22 protein-coding genes are annotated in these 16927 nt (G+C 69.9%); 10 read left to right on the top strand and 12 right to left on the bottom strand.

The features are described from left to right. Nucleotides 1-5 precede the first annotated feature (5 nt). From AB0J42_RS30110 to AB0J42_RS30080, 7 genes are all read right to left on the bottom strand, one after another. Nucleotides 6-770 (bottom strand): crotonase/enoyl-CoA hydratase family protein, encoded by a 765-nt coding sequence (locus AB0J42_RS30110; RefSeq protein ID WP_364300318.1) that lies wholly within the window; start codon nucleotides 768-770, stop codon nucleotides 6-8. Between the two features lie 11 nt (nucleotides 771-781). Then, entirely contained in the window at nucleotides 782-1555 is a 774-nt protein-coding gene (locus AB0J42_RS30105; RefSeq protein ID WP_364300316.1) for an SDR family NAD(P)-dependent oxidoreductase, read from the bottom strand. Between the two features lie 47 nt (nucleotides 1556-1602). Beyond that, nucleotides 1603-1941, bottom strand: a complete 339-nt coding sequence (locus tag AB0J42_RS30100; protein WP_364300314.1) for an STAS domain-containing protein — start codon at nucleotides 1939-1941, stop codon at nucleotides 1603-1605. Between the two features lie 61 nt (nucleotides 1942-2002). Beyond that, the gene (locus AB0J42_RS30095; RefSeq protein WP_364300312.1) at nucleotides 2003-2746 is read right to left on the bottom strand and encodes an ABC transporter ATP-binding protein; all 744 of its coding nucleotides are present in this window, start codon (nucleotides 2744-2746) and stop codon (nucleotides 2003-2005) included. Then, nucleotides 2743-3492: a cobalt ECF transporter T component CbiQ gene (gene cbiQ / locus AB0J42_RS30090; RefSeq protein ID WP_364300310.1), complete on the bottom strand. Its 750-nt coding sequence runs from the start codon at nucleotides 3490-3492 to the stop codon at nucleotides 2743-2745. The genes AB0J42_RS30095 and cbiQ overlap by 4 nt, the downstream gene beginning before the upstream one ends. After that, on the bottom strand, nucleotides 3493-4488 hold the full coding sequence (locus AB0J42_RS30085; RefSeq protein WP_364300308.1) for an energy-coupling factor ABC transporter permease: 996 nt from the start codon (nucleotides 4486-4488) through the stop codon (nucleotides 3493-3495). Nucleotides 4489-4560: 72 nt separating this feature from the next. Further along, nucleotides 4561-6369, bottom strand: coding sequence for a glycosyltransferase family 2 protein (locus tag AB0J42_RS30080; protein ID WP_364300306.1), 1809 nt, complete (start codon nucleotides 6367-6369; stop codon nucleotides 4561-4563). Between the two features lie 371 nt (nucleotides 6370-6740). Here AB0J42_RS30080 and AB0J42_RS30075 point away from each other — a divergent pair, with 371 nt between their 5' ends. Continuing rightward, nucleotides 6741-7046: a hypothetical protein gene (locus AB0J42_RS30075; protein ID WP_364300304.1), complete on the top strand. Its 306-nt coding sequence runs from the start codon at nucleotides 6741-6743 to the stop codon at nucleotides 7044-7046. Nucleotides 7047-7103: 57 nt separating this feature from the next. On the opposite strand, the gene AB0J42_RS30070 is transcribed toward AB0J42_RS30075, so the two are convergent. Further along, nucleotides 7104-7331 (bottom strand): hypothetical protein, encoded by a 228-nt coding sequence (locus AB0J42_RS30070; protein WP_364300302.1) that lies wholly within the window; start codon nucleotides 7329-7331, stop codon nucleotides 7104-7106. A 223-nt stretch (nucleotides 7332-7554) separates the two neighbouring features. On the opposite strand from AB0J42_RS30070, the gene AB0J42_RS30065 reads away from it, so the two are divergent. The 3 genes from AB0J42_RS30065 to AB0J42_RS30055 are packed head-to-tail and all read left to right on the top strand — an operon-like array spanning nucleotide 7555 to nucleotide 9476. After that, a complete protein-coding gene (locus AB0J42_RS30065; protein ID WP_364300301.1) occupies nucleotides 7555-8139 on the top strand; it encodes a putative glycolipid-binding domain-containing protein in 585 nt (194 codons plus the stop codon). A gap of 12 nt (nucleotides 8140-8151) precedes the next feature. After that, entirely contained in the window at nucleotides 8152-9198 is a 1047-nt protein-coding gene (locus tag AB0J42_RS30060) for a serine/threonine-protein kinase (protein ID WP_364300299.1), read from the top strand. Continuing rightward, complete coding sequence (locus tag AB0J42_RS30055) at nucleotides 9195-9476, top strand: hypothetical protein (RefSeq protein ID WP_364300297.1); 282 nt, start codon at nucleotides 9195-9197, stop codon at nucleotides 9474-9476. Before AB0J42_RS30060 ends, AB0J42_RS30055 begins: the two co-directional genes overlap by 4 nt. Here the strand turns inward: AB0J42_RS30055 and AB0J42_RS30050 are convergent. After that, complete coding sequence (locus tag AB0J42_RS30050) at nucleotides 9448-9681, bottom strand: DUF2283 domain-containing protein (RefSeq protein WP_364300404.1); 234 nt, start codon at nucleotides 9679-9681, stop codon at nucleotides 9448-9450. The two genes, AB0J42_RS30055 and AB0J42_RS30050, sit on opposite strands and share 29 nt — an antisense overlap. Nucleotides 9682-9767: 86 nt before the next feature. Here AB0J42_RS30050 and AB0J42_RS30045 point away from each other — a divergent pair, with 86 nt between their 5' ends. After that, nucleotides 9768-10142 (top strand): CBS domain-containing protein, encoded by a 375-nt coding sequence (locus tag AB0J42_RS30045; protein ID WP_364300295.1) that lies wholly within the window; start codon nucleotides 9768-9770, stop codon nucleotides 10140-10142. Here the strand turns inward: AB0J42_RS30045 and cpt are convergent, their stop codons facing one another. Then, complete coding sequence (gene cpt / locus AB0J42_RS30040) at nucleotides 10143-10676, bottom strand: chloramphenicol phosphotransferase CPT (RefSeq protein WP_364300293.1); 534 nt, start codon at nucleotides 10674-10676, stop codon at nucleotides 10143-10145. A 121-nt stretch (nucleotides 10677-10797) separates the two neighbouring features. Between cpt and AB0J42_RS30035 the strand changes: the two genes are divergently transcribed. After that, the gene (locus AB0J42_RS30035; RefSeq protein WP_364300291.1) at nucleotides 10798-11220 is read left to right on the top strand and encodes a DUF6463 family protein; all 423 of its coding nucleotides are present in this window, start codon (nucleotides 10798-10800) and stop codon (nucleotides 11218-11220) included. A 96-nt stretch (nucleotides 11221-11316) separates the two neighbouring features. Further along, the gene (locus AB0J42_RS30030) at nucleotides 11317-11886 is read left to right on the top strand and encodes a hypothetical protein (protein WP_364300290.1); all 570 of its coding nucleotides are present in this window, start codon (nucleotides 11317-11319) and stop codon (nucleotides 11884-11886) included. Between the two features lie 137 nt (nucleotides 11887-12023). Here AB0J42_RS30030 and AB0J42_RS30025 read toward each other — a convergent pair whose 3' ends face one another. Then, on the bottom strand, nucleotides 12024-12821 hold the full coding sequence (locus AB0J42_RS30025; protein WP_364300288.1) for a hypothetical protein: 798 nt from the start codon (nucleotides 12819-12821) through the stop codon (nucleotides 12024-12026). Between the two features lie 124 nt (nucleotides 12822-12945). On the opposite strand from AB0J42_RS30025, the gene AB0J42_RS30020 reads away from it, so the two are divergent. The 3 genes from AB0J42_RS30020 (at nucleotide 12946) to AB0J42_RS30010 (ending at nucleotide 14823) form a co-directional block, all read left to right on the top strand. Next, nucleotides 12946-13755 (top strand): helix-turn-helix transcriptional regulator, encoded by an 810-nt coding sequence (locus tag AB0J42_RS30020; protein ID WP_364300286.1) that lies wholly within the window; start codon nucleotides 12946-12948, stop codon nucleotides 13753-13755. After that, the gene (locus AB0J42_RS30015) at nucleotides 13752-14222 is read left to right on the top strand and encodes a hypothetical protein (RefSeq protein ID WP_364300284.1); all 471 of its coding nucleotides are present in this window, start codon (nucleotides 13752-13754) and stop codon (nucleotides 14220-14222) included. The genes AB0J42_RS30020 and AB0J42_RS30015 overlap by 4 nt, the downstream gene beginning before the upstream one ends. A gap of 79 nt (nucleotides 14223-14301) precedes the next feature. Then, the gene (locus tag AB0J42_RS30010) at nucleotides 14302-14823 is read left to right on the top strand and encodes an AAA family ATPase (protein WP_364300282.1); all 522 of its coding nucleotides are present in this window, start codon (nucleotides 14302-14304) and stop codon (nucleotides 14821-14823) included. 1179 nt (nucleotides 14824-16002) lie between these two features. Here AB0J42_RS30010 and AB0J42_RS30005 read toward each other — a convergent pair. Then, a complete protein-coding gene (locus AB0J42_RS30005; protein ID WP_364300402.1) occupies nucleotides 16003-16485 on the bottom strand; it encodes a GNAT family N-acetyltransferase in 483 nt (160 codons plus the stop codon). Nucleotides 16486-16927 lie beyond the last annotated feature (442 nt).

Genomic DNA, 16927 nt, shown 5'->3' with positions numbered 1-16927 from the left:
CGTGGCTATTCGCCCTTCCACTGGGGGGCGCGCTTCTCGGCGAAGGCCGCGGCGCCCTCCATGGCGTCCTTGGAGGTGAACACCGGGCCGGTGATCTCGTTCTGCTTGCGGAACATCTCGTCCAGCGACCAGTCCTGCGACTCGATGACGACCCGCTTGGTCGCGGCCAGCGCGAGCGGCGCGTTGGCGGCGATCTTGCGGGCCAGCTCGATCGCCCCCTCCAGCGCCTGCCCCGGCTCGGTGACCCGGTTGACCAGCCCCAGCTCGTAGAGCCGCGCCGCCGGGTAGTGGTCGCCGGTGAGCGCGATCTCCATGGCCACGTGGTACGGGATACGCCGCGGCAGCCGCATGACCCCGCCCGCGGCGGCCACCAGGCCCCGCTTGGGCTCCGGCAGGCCGAACTTGGCCTCCGCGGAGGCCACGATGAGGTCGCAGGCCAGGGCCAGCTCGAAGCCGCCCGCGAGCGCGTACCCCTCGACGGCCGCCACGACCGGCTTCTTCGGCGGCGACTCGGTCATGCCGCCGAACCCGCGTCCCTCCACGACCGGCATGTCACCGGTCAGGAACCCCTTGAGGTCCATGCCGGCGCAGAACGTGCCGCCGGCCCCGGTGAGCACGTAGGCGGAGACCTCCGGACGGGCGTCGAGCGCGTCCAGCGTCTCGGCGATGCCCCGGGCCACCGCCCCGTTGACCGCGTTGCGGGCCTTGGGGCGGTTGATGGTGATCACGGCGACGCCGTCGGACTCCTCGACGAGCACTTCGTCAGACACGGGACCCTCACTCACTTGGGCTGGAAGCGGATGCCGCCGTCGAAGCGGATGACCTCGGCGTTCATGTAGTCGTTCTGGATCAGCGAGTGGACCAGGTGGGCGAACTCGGCGGCGCTGCCCATCCGCTTGGGGAACACCACCGGGGCCACCAGCTTGGCCTTGAACTCCTCGGCGTTGGGCGAGAAGCCGTAGATCGGGGTGTCGATGATGCCCGGGCAGATGGTGTTCACCCGGACGCCGATGGCGGACAGGTCGCGGGCGGCCGGGACGGTCATGCCGACGATGCCGCCCTTGGAGGCGCTGTAGGCGAGCTGACCGGTCTGGCCCTCCAGCGCGGCCACGGAGGCGGTGTTGATCACCACGCCGCGCTGCCCGTCGGCGTCCACCGGCTCGGTCTTGGCGATGGCCGCCGCGCCGAGACGCATGAGGTGGAACGTGCCGATCAGGTTGACCTCGATGACCTTGCGGTAGGAGTCGGGGCTGTGCGGCTCCCCCTTGCGGTTGACGGTGCGCTCGGCCCAGCCGATGCCGGCGCTGTTGATGAGCACCCGGAGCGGCTTGCCGGTGGCGACGGCGGCGTCCACGGCGGCCTGCACCTGGGCCTCGTCCGACACGTCCGTCTTGACGAAGACGCCGCCGAGCTCGTCGGCGACGCTCTTGCCGCGATCCTCGTTGAGGTCGGCGATGACCACGGTGGCGCCGGCGCGGGCCAGTTCGCGGGCCGTGGCCTCGCCGAGGCCACTGGCGCCGCCGGAGATGATTGCTGCGGATCCGTTCACGTCCATAGCACGGACCTTAACCCCCGACCGAATTAAGTTCTACTCGGGGTGGGTCAAATGCCTCCGACGGCGCTGTCCACGTCCGCGTAGACCTTGATGCGCCGGTCGAGGCCGGTGGTCCGCAGGATGCGCGCCACCGGGGCCTGCGGCGCCGCCAGCGACACGCCTCCGCCCTCACCGGTGGCCAGCCGCCACGCCTCGATCAGCACCGACAGGCCGCTGGAGTCCATGAACGACAGTTGCTGGAGGTCGAGGACGAGCCGGGGGCCGTCCTTCTTGATCGCGTCACGTACCTCGTCACGGAGGACTGGTGCGGTGAACAGATCGAGTTCTCCCGCAACGGCCACCACCACGGCGTCACCGAGGGAGTGTCGCGCAAGCCGCAGCTTCATGGGCCCCTCCTCGATGAGCCACTGTACTTCGATCTGCCCGGCGACAGTGCATCCACAAACGCTACGAAGCGGCCGGAATGGCGAACCCGTAGGGCAACTCGAGGCGATGGCGGGCGAGCAGGTCGGTCTCGGCGAGCAGTTCCCGGGTCGGGCCGTCGGCGGCGATCACCCCGTCGGACAGGATCAGCGCGCGTTCGCACAGCTCAAGCGCGTACGGCAGGTCGTGGGTGACCATGAGCAACGTCACATCCAGGGAGCGCAGGATCTCGGCCAGCTCCCTGCGGGCCGCCGGGTCCAGGTTGGAGGAGGGCTCGTCGAGCACCAGGATCTCCGGCTCCATCGCCAGCACGGTCGCCACCGCCACCCGGCGGCGCTGGCCGAACGACAGGTGGTGCGGCGGGCGGTCGGCGAACTCCAGCATGCCGACCCGTTTCAGGGCGTTCTCCACCACGGCCGTCAGCTCCCGGCCGCGCAGCCCGGCGTTGGCCGGGCCGAACGCCACGTCCTCGCGGACGGTGGGCATGAAGAGCTGGTCGTCGGGGTCCTGGAAGACCAGGCCGACGCGCTGCCTGATCTCCTTGAGGGTGTCGCGGCGCACCGGGGTGCCCGCCACCGTCACGGTGCCGTGGCCGGGGGTGAGGATGCCGTTGAGGTGCAGGACGAGCGTGGTCTTGCCGGCGCCGTTGGGGCCGAGCAGGGCCACCCGCTCGCCGCGCCGGATGGTCAGGTCGACGCCGAACAGCGCCTGCGTCCCGTCCGGGTAGGCGTAGGCGAGGCGGCTGACGTCCAGCGAGTCCGGTGTCATGCGGTGAGCCCCCACAGCAGCACGCCGAGGGCGGCGAGCGGGAGGGCGAGCGCGGTCCCCCACTGCCGCGCCGTGGCGCGCGCGTCGTCGATGACCGGCATCCGGCCGGTGTATCCCCGGCTGAGCATGGCCAGGTGCACCCGTTCGCCTCGCTCGTACGAGCGGATGAACAGCGCCCCGGCCGAGCGCGCGACCACCGGGACCTGCCGCAGGTCGCGCGCCAGGAAGCCGCGCGACTCCCGGGCCACGCGCATCCGCCGCATCTCGCCGACGATCACGTCCAGGTAGCGGAGCATGAACATGGCGATCTGCACCAGCAGGTCCGGCGCCCGCAGCCGCTGCGCCCCGGCCAGCACCTCACGCGGCGCCGTGGTGGACGCCAGCAGCAGCGAGGCGGTGACCCCGAGCGTGGCCTTGGCCAGGATGTTCCAGGCCGCCCAGAGCCCCGGCACGCTCAGCGACAGCCCCAGCACCTCCGTCCGCTCCCCCATCCCGATGACCGGGACGAGCAGGGCGAACAGCACGAACGGCAGCTCGATGACCAGGCCCCGCAGCAGGTGACCGGGCGGGATCCGGGCCACGGCCGACACCGCCGCCAGCATGACCGCGTACAGCCCGAAGGCCCAGAACCACTCGCGCGGCGTCGCCACCACCACGAGCGCGAAGGCCAGGACGGCGAGCAGCTTGCACTGCGGCGGCAGGCGGTGGACCGGCGAGCCGCCGGGCACGTGGAGCCCGGCGCCCATTCAGGCCCGGCTCCGCGTGCGCGCCGCGTACGCGATCACGCCCGCCGCGATCAGGGTGAGCGCGACCCCGGCGACGCCCGCGACGCCCACCGGGATGCCGCCCACCTCCCCGTAGTCGGCCAGCGCGAAGTCGCCGAGCAGGTGGTCGGCCGCCCGTTCCATGAAGCCCTGCTCCTCGGCGACCGCCTCCAGCCCGTCGGGGTCCGGGGAGGCGAAGAACGACATCACCCCGGCCAGCAGCAGCGTGACGCCGAGCCCGCCGAGCAGGAACGGCAGCCCGCCGCCCCGGGTCGCGGGGGCCTCCTGCGTGACCGTACGGGTGCCCTCCGCGCCGCGCAGCACCAGCGGCCGGGCCGTCCCGCGCGCCCCGTACACCAGGTCGGGACGGACGGCCAGCACCGCGCCCACGGTCAGCGCGGTGATCAGGCCCTCGCCGACGCCGATCAGCACGTGCACTCCGGTCATCGCGGCGGCCACTGTCCCGATCTCGACGGGCGCGGTGCCGCCGATCCAGAACATCAGCGTGAACACCAGCGCGGAGGCGGGCACCGACAGCAGCGCGGCCACGAAGGACGCCGCCGTCACCCCGCCCCGGCCCGGCGCGAACCGGGTGACCAGCCGGAACACGCCCCAGCCGGCCAGCACCGTGACCAGCCCCATCAGTGTGATGTTGACGCCCAGCGCGGTCAGCCCGCCGTCGGCGAAGAACAGCGCCTGCACCAGCAGGACCACGGTCAATGCCAGCACGCCCGTATAGGGCCCGACGAGGATCGCCGCCAGCGCCCCGCCCAGCAGGTGACCGCTGGTGCCCGCGGCGACCGGGAAGTTCAGCATCTGGACGGCGAAGACGAAGGCGGCGACCAGCCCCGCCATCGGGGCCGTCCGGTCGTCCAGCTCGCGGCGGGCGCCGCGCAGGCAGACCGCGACCCCGGCGGCCGCGACCGCGCCGGCCGAGACGGATACAGCTGCGGTGAAGAAGCCATCGGGTACGTGCACGACACGCCTCCCAGCGGTCCCGGCGATCTCCTCCACTTTAAGTCAGGACTATGCAGTTGCATATAGGTCGCATTAACGCATGATTCTTCTCAGCAGCGCCCGCGCCGACAGGCTGCGGACGACCGCGCTCAGCCGCCCCCGGTTCGAGGTCGCGTACGGGCGGGCGACGCACGGCCCGGTCCCCAGCAGCCAGCGGCGCGGCCCGGCGACCGGGTCGGGGCCCGCCTCGATCCTGAACCTGGCGGGCGGCCCGCCCAGGTCGAGCTCCAGGTAGGCGTCCCAGACCCCGGGCCCGAAGCGGCCCACCGCGGGCCTGGCCACGAAACCGCCCCCGGCCAGCGCCACCACCCGGTCGGTCCGCTCGCTCCCGCTGCCGCGCTCGCGCCAGACCAGCCGCCGCACGGCCTCCGGCGGCGGCGCGGCCCCGGCCACCGCGATCTCCCCGTCGAGCACCAGCCGCCGCCCGAGCGACCAGCGGGTGCCCGCCAGCCGCGCGCTGCCGGGCACGCCGACCACGTGCCCGCCGACGTCGAGGCTGAGGTTGCCGTTGTCGCGGGTGAAGTACGGCAGGACGGCCACCGAGCCGACCAGCCGGGCCGGCGGGCGGGCCAGGGCCGTGTCGCGGTCGGCGCCCAGCCGGACCGAGCGGGTCACCCCGGCCAGCTCGACCGACACCCGCAGGTCCCAGATGCCCGAGTCGAGCGTCGCCGGGTCGACCCGGGCGACGAACCGGCGGCCGGACCGCCCGGCGGGCACCACCAGCTCCCGCCGGGGTTCGTGCCGGGTGCGCAGCTCCAGGGCGATCTCGTCCGGGTCGGCGCACCCCGTCAGCCCGGCCTCGCCCGCCACCACCAGCGTCCGGCCGTCCCAGCGGAGCCCGGTCAGCCGCAGCTCGACGGGGGCCTGCTCGATGACGGCCAGCAGGGCCAGCCGGTCCATGTCGCCGAGCGCGGCCAGCCGCTGCCGGTCGGCGCTGCCCAGCCGCTCGCGGACGCCGGGGGTGAGCCACCGGTCGCACAGGGCCGCCACCGCCTCGGCGACGTCCTTCCGCTTGACCTCGCCCGTCTCCAGGAAGGGGGCGCCGAGCTGGGCCAGGATGTCGAGCTTGAAGTGGCGGGCCAGCAGGTGGTCGCGGAGCGGGCCGGGCGGGACGTGCGCGGCCATCAGCTCGATCGGCTCCTTGATCATGGCCAGCCAGGCGAGCGGGTCGCGGCTGCTGGGGCGCTGCATGACGCTGCTGCCGTCGGGCCGGGAGACCAGGTGGTAGCAGTCGCGGTCGGCGACCACCGAGATCGTCTCGGCGTGGCAGTAGGCGTGCACGGTGAAGTAGATGTCCTCGCCGATGAGCACGCCCTCGCGGAACCGGATGCGGTGCCGCTCCAGCATCTCCCGGCGGAACAGCTTCCAGCAGCTCAGGCTGTTGTAGACGGCGCTGTCGCCCAGTTCCACGCGATCGGCGGAGCGGTGGAACATCGACTCGGGGGCCCGCCGCCCGTGACCGACGATCTTCCCGAGCACGATGTCGGCGTCGTTCCTGTCGGCGGCGGCCAGCAGGTGCTCCAGCGCCTCGGGGCCGAGGTAGTCGTCGGCGTCGCAGAAGAACACGTAGCGGCCGGTGGCGTGGGCGAGGCCGACGTTGCGGGGCAGCCCGGCGCCGCCGGAGTTCTCCACCCGAAGCACCTTGACGATGCCGCGGTGGTGCTCGGCGTAGAGGCGGAGCAGCTCGGCGGTGCCGTCGGTGGAGCCGTCGTCGACGACCACGATCTCCTTGACCACCCGCTGCACGAGCGCCGCGGTGAGGCACCTGTCGAGATAGCGCCGGCAGTCGCGGGCGGGGATCACGATGCTGACGTCGACCGGATCTCCGCCGCCGACCACCATGCCAACCTCCCGCGCGTCGTCACCGTGCGCTCATGACCGACCCCAGTATGTGATGTCCGGGCGGCGCGGGTGGGTCGATTCGGAGGTCTTCATGCCTTGCTTTTGCAGACTGCCCCCAATCCTCCACATTCTGCGAATTGTGCAGGTAAAGTCACCGATCACGGCATTTAGCCCGCACCGAATCCGTTTCAGGAACGCAGTTATCCCCCGGGGAGGAGAGAACTCCTCCGGAGGGAACAAGGCCGTACCTCCACAGCCCCTCGGGTGATCCGCAGGGCCCGGGCGCACGTCTACAGTGAGGCAATCTTGACGTGGAGGTGGCGAGGATGGGACCGGATCTGCGCAGGCGGACGGCAGGCAAGGGGTCGATCGTGCACACAGCGGAATTCATCGTCTCCTCGGCACGACTCACAGAGCTTCACGAATGCTCGGCTCTGCTCCGCCGTACGCGGCTGCGGGCGGAGGAGATCGTGGACGAGGCGCGCACGCTCCTCGCCGAGGCGGAGCGCGACGGCGACGCCGAGCGGGTGCGGGAGCTGACCGGCCAGCTCGACCAGGCCCGGCGCTCGTACTGCCAGGTCCTGAACGCGTACATGCTCATCTCGCGGCGGATCACCGCCGAGCGGCAGGAGATCCTGCAGGCGCAGCTGGAGGCCGACCGGCACGCCGTCGCCTGATTTCTTCTGTGATGTGTGAACTTTTATGGGACGAGAGACGTCAAAAGGTCATAACGGCTAGCCGCCGACATGAACGGGCTCCAGCTCCCCGGTGTTTTCTCCCGGGGAGCTGGAGTAGGGGGCGCTTTCGGGCTCGACCTCCGGCGTGGCGGCCTCTTCCAGGCGCTCGACGAGCTGACGCTGCTGCTCGGGGGTGAGGCGCACGGGCCAGACCGCGGGCAGCATCAGCACGTCGCCGTTGGGGAGGGTGACGAGCTGGACGGGGAATGACGGGGAGAGCAACACAGTGCCGACATTCTGGCACGCCGATCGGCGCCGCGAGCGGATTTCGCATCCCGTCATCCTCGAAAATCCGCAGGCCAGGGCGACATTTCCCGATTTATAGGGTCTTGGCGGGTGCTGTCGGCAGCCGATTTTCGCGGTCCGCGGAGTCGCCTTTTCGCGGTCCGCGGAGTCTCCGTACGTCGCGATGCGCGGAGTTACCGTGGACGCCTCGGAGGTGCCCCTCATGACCAGACCCGGCACGTCTTTCGCCCCTCCCCCGCCGACCGCCGCCTGGCAGCACGTCGGCGCCCGCACCGGCTTCGAGGTCGTCTACTTCGAGGTGCTGGGCGGCGGCTACCGGGCCGAGGGCTGCACCACCGCCGTCGAGGACGGCCTCACCTGGATCGTCGGCTACCGCATCGACCTGGACGCCGGCTGGGCCACCCGCGCCGCCCACCTCACCAGCCACTCCACCGCCGGCCGCCGCGAGACGCGCGTCGAGTCGGACGGCGCCGGCCGCTGGCACGTCGACGGCGAACCGGCCCCCGTCCTCGACGGCTGCCTCGACCTCGACCTGGAGGCGTCGGCCCTCACCAACGCCTTCCCCGTCCACCGCCTCCCCCTGCCCGAGGGCGAGCTCACCCAGGCCCCGGCCGCCTTCGTCCGGGCCCCCGGTCTCCAACTGGAACGTCTGGAACAGACCTACACCCGCACCCCCGAGCCGGGTACCTACGCCTACACCGCCCCCGCCTTCGGCACCGCCTGTGCCCTCCGCTATGACCTCCACGGCCTGGTCATCGACTATCCCGGGCTGGCCAGACGCGCGTGATATAAGGTCTGGATGATCTTCGCGCCCGGCCCCACCGACCCCGATCACGTGGGCCCGTACAAACTGACCGGCCTGCTGGGCTCGGGCGGGCAGGGCGCCGTCTACCTCGGCCAGGACCGGACCGGCCGCCAGGTGGCCGTCAAGGTCCTGCACGCACGGCTCGCCCTCGACCCCGAGACGCGCCGCCAGTTCACCCGCGAGGTGAGCGCCGCGCGCAAGGTGGGCGCGTTCGGCACCGCCCAGGTCCTCGACGTCGACATCGAGGGCGACCAGCCCTACATCGTCAGCGAGTACGTGCCGGGCGAGTCGCTGCAGCAGCTCATCAGCCGCGACGGGCCGCGCGACGCCGGCGGGCTGCGCCGCCTCATGCTCGCCACCGCCGCGGCGCTGCAGGCCATCCACCGGGCGGGCGTCGTCCACCGCGACTTCAAACCCAGCAACGTGCTGCTCGGCCCCGACGGCCCGCGGGTCATCGACTTCGGCATCGCACGGGCGCTGGAGGCCACGACCACCATGTCCAGCGGCGTCGCCGGCACTCCCCCGTACATGTCACCCGAGCAGATCTCGGGCCGCGACGTCGGCCCCGCGTCCGACGTGTTCTCCTGGGCGGTCTCGATGGTGTACGCGGCGACGGGCCGGCCCGCGTTCGGCGCCGACAGCATCCCCGCCGTGTTCAACCGCGTCCTCACCCACCCGCCGGACCTGTCCGGAGTACCGGCCGAACTGCGCGACCTCCTGGCCGCATGCCTGAACAAGGCGCCAGAGCAGCGCCCCACAGTGGACGAAGTACTGGGCCTCCTCCTCGGCCACACCCCCGCGAAACGCCCCTTACGCGGTCAGAAGCCCGTCGCGCTGGCCTTCACCATGCAGGTACTCGCCGTCCTCGCCACGCTCGTGCTGGCCGCCGTCTCCCACTACGGCTTCCGGGACGACCCCGACGGCGGCGAACGCCCGGCCCCGTTCCCCTGGGTGGACGGCGGTGACCCGTTCTGGCTGATCATGCTCGCCTGGCTCATCGCCGGCGGCTCGGCGGCCTGGTACCTCCGGAGGCGGCGTTGACCTACGTCCACATGGGCCTGTCCATCCTGATCCTGCTCTGCGTACAGGCTCTGGCGTACGTGATCGTACGCAGAGGCAAATCCTTCCTCTCCAGGCATCGCATGCTGACGGCGGCGCTCATGCTCCCGTACCAGCCGACCCTGCTCATCGGGCTGACCGTCCTGCTGATCATCATCTGGGAGGACATCGAGATCCGCTGGGTCGTGCTCGGCTTCGTCGCCTACCTCAACGGCCTGGTCGCCTTCGCCCTCACCACCGCCGTCCAGGACCGCCGCTGACTCCGGAGTCATTCCTTGGACTGTCCGGCAGTCCGAGGATCTCGATGCCGATTACTCTGCCGTCGGCGTCGAGGTCCAGGTTGACCATGGCGCCCTCGGCCGTGACCGTCCTGGCGACCCCGTTTGGAGGGATCGGGCCTCGCAGGTAGACGTACGCGGCCTCCGCCAGGGAGTCGTACGTCCACGTACCGGAATGTTCTTCCACCACCACACCGCCTTTCGCATCCGCGTGAGCACCACGTTCTCATGGGCAGACTCCGAGAGCGGGACCGCTGACGACCGGGGGGACACATGGACATCGCCAACGTCTACCGTCCGATGGTGTTCGGGTGCCAGGCGGACGAGAAGCTGCCTGACGTGGCGAGACGGATGACGGAGAAGAACGTGGGCGCGCTCGCCGTCCTCGACGACGGGCAGATCACCGGGCTGATCACGGAACGGGACATCGTCCGTGCCCTGGCCACCGCCGAGGACCCCGCGTCGGTGCGCGCCGGGGAGTACGCGTCGACGTACATGCGGGTCGCGGCCCTGCACGAGGACACGCACGAGGTCGCCCGCCGCATGCTCGACTACGGCATCCGCCACATGCCCGTGGACGAGGGCGGGCGGGTGGTCGGCATGGTGTCGATGCGCGACCTGCTCGCCGTGGAGGCGTGGATGAGCTGACTACGCCAGATGTGCCGCGATGGTCCGCGCGCACGCCAGGGACTCAGTGTGCGTGGTGTCCACGACCAGGTCGTACCTCACTCCCTCGTGCACCACGTCCGCCTGCAGCGCGGCCATCCCCCCGATCCGGTCACCCCTGGCGATCTCGCGGCCCGCCGCGACCGCGCTGTCGCATCGTACGCCGACCCAGAGCACGTCCAGCCCGGCGAGAGCCTTCCGCCACCTTTCCTGGGACGCCGCCCCGCCGAGGAACACGTCGTCCACGACGATCCGGGCGCCCGCGCGGGCCATCGCGGCCACCCCCTGCGTCCACGCCTCGTCCAGGGCGCGGAACTCCGGCCCGACGTTCACCTGGCCGTCAGGGGCGAACTCGATCCCCTCACCCGACGTACGCGACTTGGCGGGCATCGCGTCGACCAGGGTGTCCACCGACAGGGAGAGCCACGGATCCGGCAGCACCTCTTGCAGGCACCGGGCGATCCCGGACTTGCCCGAGCTGGAGCCGCCGTTCAGCACGATCACTTGAGTCGTCACGGCGCCACCCTATGGAGCCGCCTTCTTCGCCCCAACCGGTTTTCGCAGCCCCCTCAGCGAGGGAGGCGTCTCGCTCTCACGGGGGAGGAACCCGTACTCCGGCGGCGGAAGGCTCATCACCATGAACACCACCGCACGGCTCACCCTCTGGGCCGGACGAAGCATGATCCTGATCGCCGTGGCGCACACCCTCGTGTTCGTCCCCCTCGCCCCCTGGTCGAGTTGGCTCGCCGGAGACCTCCGCAACCGGGTCGCGGACGCTGAGTCGGTGGCGCTGTTCTGGGCGCTGCCCGGCAGCTTCGTAGTGGTCCTGACGCTGCTGGGGCTGCTGGTGGCGCGGGCAGGACGGCAGGGGCAGCAGGTGCCCGGCTATGTCGGCTGGGTGAGCCTCGCCTGGGGAGCCATGGCCGTCGGCCTGATCGGACCCAGCGGTTTCATGCTCGCGGCCATCCCCGCCGGGCTGCTCATCGCGGCGAGTTTCACCGACCGACGATCACCCCTAAGAGCCCGCACCCCGAAGCGAAGACGACGGTCAGGACGATGAGCACGGAGAGACGAGCTTTGATCATCGCCCCAGTCAATTAAGGGGCCGAGTTCAGCGGTTCTGGACCGAGTGCGACGGCTCGGCCACGATGAGGTCATGAAGGGACGATCGGGCTCCGGCCTGAACTGGACGGCGGTCAGCGCCCTGTCCACCGCGCTGGCCGCAGTGGTCGCACTGGCCGCCTACCTTGGGACGATGGGGGACGACACACAGGGTCCCACCCAGGCCCCGCCATCACAGTCGCCAGAGCCGGTCATCACCTCACACACCCTGCCACCCGCGAAACCCACCACCAGGTCGCCCACCCCGCCACCCCCGGAACCCACTACACCACCACCCCCGGTAGAGCGGACCACCCCCGCATCGCTGCCACCGGTCCATCCCCAAGGCTGCGACGAGGCGGCAGCGGCGCTGACCGCGTACTCCCGGAACGCCGGAAGCACCCGCAGCGGCCAGGCAGCCGCGGCTCAACAGGCCTACAGCGACCTGATGGGCGCAGGCCTCCACGCGCAAGGAGCGGTGGCGGCGAAGATCCGCCGGCTGGCCGCCGAATTCCAGGAGCTCGGCTTCCGCCTGACCGGCATGACCGGCGGCGACCCGAACCAGGTGATCGCGGACATCAACACGGACGTCGCGGAGTTCAACACCCTGTGCGGCTATGCCTGACCCTGGGTCGCAGGCCGAGAATATGCGCCAATGCAACACATCCCCAGCCGTGCTGCTCACCTGGATCGTTCTGTTCTGACGGGATGAGCCCCTGAACACCGGAAACGCCTGTTCAGGGGCTCCAGGATGAATGTCCCTTACCGCTGCCAGACCGAGGCGTACACACCTGCCTCGACGTTGACCTGGACGGGATACATGCCCTTGGCCGTCATCTGGTTGAACCGGCGCTGGTAGGCGGCGCCGGAGGTGTCGACGTAGTGGTACCAGCGGCGCACCCCGTCCTTGCGCCAGATGGCGGTGATCGTGCCGTCGGGGCCCACGGCGGTCAGCGCGGGCCGGAAGCCCTTGGCGACCCGGGTCTTGAACTCGGCCTCGTGCTGCCGGTAGGTCTTCCCGTACGTGTAGGCCCAGGGCCCGCCGCTGTGCTCCCGCCAGACCGCGGCATACCTGGGGTCGTTCGGCGTCCCGTACACGTCGATGGACACCGGCGCCATCCCCCGGTCGGCGGCCTGCCGGTTCATCTGGGCGAACCGCGCGGGCGTCAGGCCGTGCAGCGACAGAAACCGCTCGGACCGCTTCTCCCAGATGGCCGCGAACGTCGCACTGCCGGCAGGCCCCGTCGCCGACACGCTCACCGGCTGGTACCCCTGCTTCAGCAACTCGTTGAACTTGCGCTGCATGCCCGACTCCGACAGCCCCCGCAGCATCATCCAGGCCGGGGCCGACCCCCGTACCCAGACCGCCGCATAACGGGGACCGCTGGTCACGTTGTAGGTGATCGGGTGGTACCCCTGAGCGCGCAGGTTCTTGAACTGGCGGGCCTGCTCGGCGGCGGACGCGCCGTGGTAGGCCCGGAACGCCGGGGCCGCGTGCGCCGGGCCGGCCACAGCGGTGCCGATCACCAGGCAGGCGGCCACGCTGACGAGTCTCCTCATGATCATGGGTCCTTTCGTTGACCAGTCACAAGCCCGCCGACAGCCGGCAGAGGCATCCCTCATGCTGGCCGGGGTTTGATTGATCACAATCGCTTTGATCAACCGAACGAGGCAGGAGACGCACATGGGCAGGCCGGAGCGGAATCTCGATCCCGAGGCGGGATTGATCGAGCGTTTCGCCTACGACCTCCGACAACTGCGGGAGGCGGCGGGTAAGCCGACATACCGGTCGATGGCACACAGCGCGGGCTGCGCGCCGAGCACCCTGTCAGAGGCCGCCAAGGGCCTGCGGCTCCCCACCCTCCAGACGACCTTGGACTACGTACGAGCATGCGGCGTCCGCGACACCACCGAGTGGGAGCACCGCTGGCACGAGACCCACCGGCAGCTCAACGCGGAACCCCCGGCCGCCCCACCGCCTCCCCCTGAGGCGACACCGGAGAGACCCGCCCATGCGAAGACTCTCTGGCTGGGCGCTCTAGCGATCGTCGTGGCCGTCCTGGTCACGACCCTCGTCTGGCCCTCCCCTCAGCAGGCGGAGTCATCCCGTGGAGATGCGCACTGCCGCGAGCCGTTCCAACTGACCAGGGTCCCCGTAGCCGTAGCCCCCTGCATCCACAGCGGCCCCGCCGGAGTCGAGATGTCGGTCCAGGTGACGGCGGCGACCACGACCCTCGACGCGGTCGCCTACCTCTGGCTCCACGACGTCACAGCCAAGAAGCCACTCAAAACCACCCTCCGCACCTGCCCACTCCAACTCGCGGCCGGGAAAACAACGACATGCGGCCCCTTCGTACTCGACGCACCCCACGGCACCTACACCACCGCCGCCACCGTGGAACCGGCCCCAGCCCGCCCCGAACCACCCCACTGGCAGAGCGGCTCCACCGGCACCCAGAGCCCAGCCATCACCCATCAACAGAGGAAACGATGACCGACGAAACGCCATACCTGCGGCTCCAGGCGAACTACATCGGCCGGTTAGGGGTCGAAGTCGGCATCTTCGTCGCCGTCGACCACCTACGGCGCAAGAACCTGCTCACGCCCGAAGAAGAAGAGCTCTACTTCGACATCGACGACTGGTTCCGCGAACACCTGCCCGAGCCCCCGTTCTACGCGGACGGAAACACCATCGGCGCCATCACCTGGTTCAAACAAGCCACCACCGCCGCGATGCTCACCCGCCTCACGCCGCTGCGGGACCTCCTGTCAGTCCACGACGTACGATGCGACCTCGTACGATCGAGCAACCCCGGAAAGCTCGTCTACGAGGACCAGTACCAGATCGGCGTCATCCCCAGCACCCGAAAACGCCCCTCACCGCTCCCACCCGGCGTCACCCTCGGCCCGACCACCTCAGGCTCCAAACGCCACCTCGCCCGCCGGCCATCCACCTCGTAGAGCGAACGCTTTCAAGCCCCGTAGACGCCTTCTGGGACGTACGAGGATCTCGTCGGTTCCGCGTGGCAGGCTCGTGGCCATGCTGATTGCGCTGAGCGGGCTACCAGGTGCCGGGAAGAGTGCCTTGGCGGGCGAACTGGGCCGGTCGCTATCGATCCCGGTCTTGTCGGTCGACCCGGTGGAGGCGGCGCTGTGGCGGGCGGGCATCGATCGCAGTCAGCCAACCGGGCTCGCGGCGTATGTGGTCGTGGAGGAGATCGCCGCCGGGCTGCTGTCGCTGGGCCAGAGCGTGGTGGTGGACGCGGTGAATGACGCTGTCGAAGCTCGGGAACAGTGGTCCGCTCTGGCTCACCGGCACCAGGTCGAGCTGCGCTACATCGAGGTGGTCTGCTCCGACCCGGCGATACATCGGCGCCGTCTTGAGGGGCGTCGCCGTGACATTCCCGGCTTCGTAGAGCCGACGTGGGAAGCCGTCGAGGCACGGCGCGCGAACCTCGCCACCTGGGACGAGCCGCGCCTGGTGCTCGATTCGCTCGATTCCCTGACAGAGAACGTAGCGGCAGCGATCGCATACCTAGGCGAATCCGTCCCGCAGCAGTAGCAGCAACCCGGGCGCTGCCTCGCATGCGATCATCGAGGAATGACGACAAGAAAGGCCCATGGTCGCTGACCACCGCCTCGCGCTCCACGCGACGCTCCCCGACCGCTATGCCCAGCACGAGGTCCTGGCCTCGACCATCGACCACCGCGGCCGTCTCACCGCCCTGGTCACCGACCCCGCCCGTTACTTCTCCGAACCACGGTACGAAGCGACCGCCGTCATCTGCGACGGCCCGGAGATCCACGAGATCCCGCTGACAGACCTCAGCCAAGAGGTCACCCTCATCGACACCCACGGCGACGGCATCGTGCTGGCCGCCGCCCGCTGTGAGCCCACAGGCATCGCATTCGAGCGCCGCCAGGAGCCGGTCCCCGAGAACGAACTCCACCTCACCCAGAACGTCCAGGTGATCGACGAAAACGGCCAGATCCAGTCAGCCTTCTACGCCGGTGACGGCATCGAACAACTCATGACGGACGCCCGGGGCACCCTCTGGATCAGCTACTTCGACGAGTCGAACTACTGGTCCCTCAACCCGGACGGCACCCGCTCCTACAGTTTCGCGATCGGCCTGGCCCGCTGGAACGGCGACGGCAGCCAACCCTGGATGGCGCCACTCCACACCCCGGACATCTTCTGGTGCGACTGCTACGCGATGAACGTCGGCCGCGACACGGTCCACGCCTGCCCCTACCCCGACTTCCCACTGATCGAAATCGATGATCACGGCATCCGCACCGTCACCTCAAACCCCATCACCAGCTGCAACGGCCTGGCCATCTCAGGGGACGAGATCGCCTTCCTGGATCAGCACCGAACGGACGGCGAGTTCCGCTGGGAGATCCGCAGAGCCCACCGCCAGAACGGAGTCGTCACCGAGACAGCCCGGCTGAACCTGCTGCTGCCCCACGACCGACATCCGACCGGCTGGGCCCGAGGAAGAGTCGGCAGAGACGAGACCCTGTGGCTACACGAGGCCGGAGACCCACGCCACTGGTATCGCTACGAAATAACCGCCCAAATCCAGTCCGGCATATCCGCACCACCGCATATAGGCTTCCCGGAACAGTTGTCGGCTGGAGGGGCGTCGTCTCCTCCGGCAAGGAGTGGTGCAGCGGACCTACCGAGAGGGGCCGGTCGCCCCCTTCGGGGACTGCATCGCGGCTGGTGCTCACGCCTCTACTTCGGGTCGAGTACGCGCGTCATCCAGATCGTGTTGCCACGTTCGGCGTCCTCAGTGATGCGATCGCTTCGGTGGAAATCGAGCTTCTCGAGGACACGGAAAGAGGGTACGTTCCACTCCCACACTGTCGCCCAGAGTCGCCGACGTCCTGTCCGAGTCGCGGCTTCCATGACCGCACGGGCGGCTTCTGTCGCGTAACCATGACCGTGAGCTCGCTGTGCCAGCTCGTACGCGATCTCAGGTTCGTCGAAAGATCCCTGACCGACGGTCAATCCGCAGTACCCAATGAACTCACCGGTGTCTCGCAGCTCGATCGGCAGCAACCCGAGCCCCGGTTCCGCCGCCAGGGGATTGTCGAGGAGCCAGCCGCGGATCTCCTCGACCGTCGGGCGTCCCTCGGCGTCGATCCGCCGTACCGGCGGCACCCGTGGATCCCGCTCAAGCCATAACCCGCGGTACTCCTCGGCATCCGACGGCACCCACCGCCGCAACCGCAGCCGCTCGGTCACCAGCTCCGCCGGTAGATCCTCATAGGTCCCCACCCGACCAACCTAGCCCGGCGCCGGCCAAGGTCTCCGCTTGCGCGACGGACCACCTGCCCAAGACGGGCGCGAACCGGGCCTACCGATGATCACCCCAAGCCCGAGAAGTCCTGGATTATCAACGTCGACCGGACGGCTTGGCGCCGCTTCGGCCACGCCCCAGCATGACCGTGACCGTGACGGCCAGGCCCACCACGGCCACGGCGCGGCCGCGTCCAAGATCGTGGTGTATGAGAATGAAGCCACTCTGCGATCTGGTGCTATTTAAGCAGCAATAGCATCAGCTGTCACATTTGTATCATTATTGTCTTGTTCATCCTTTTTCTCGATGGCTTTGCGGCACTCGGCCAGCACCTCCAGCCCGAGATAACGCCGTCCT

Origin of the sequence: Nonomuraea sp. NPDC049649, assembly GCF_040675175.1 — a bacterium.
Classification (GTDB): Bacteria; Actinomycetota; Actinomycetes; order Streptosporangiales; family Streptosporangiaceae; genus Nonomuraea.
This window is presented reverse-complemented; position numbering and strand designations above follow the sequence as displayed.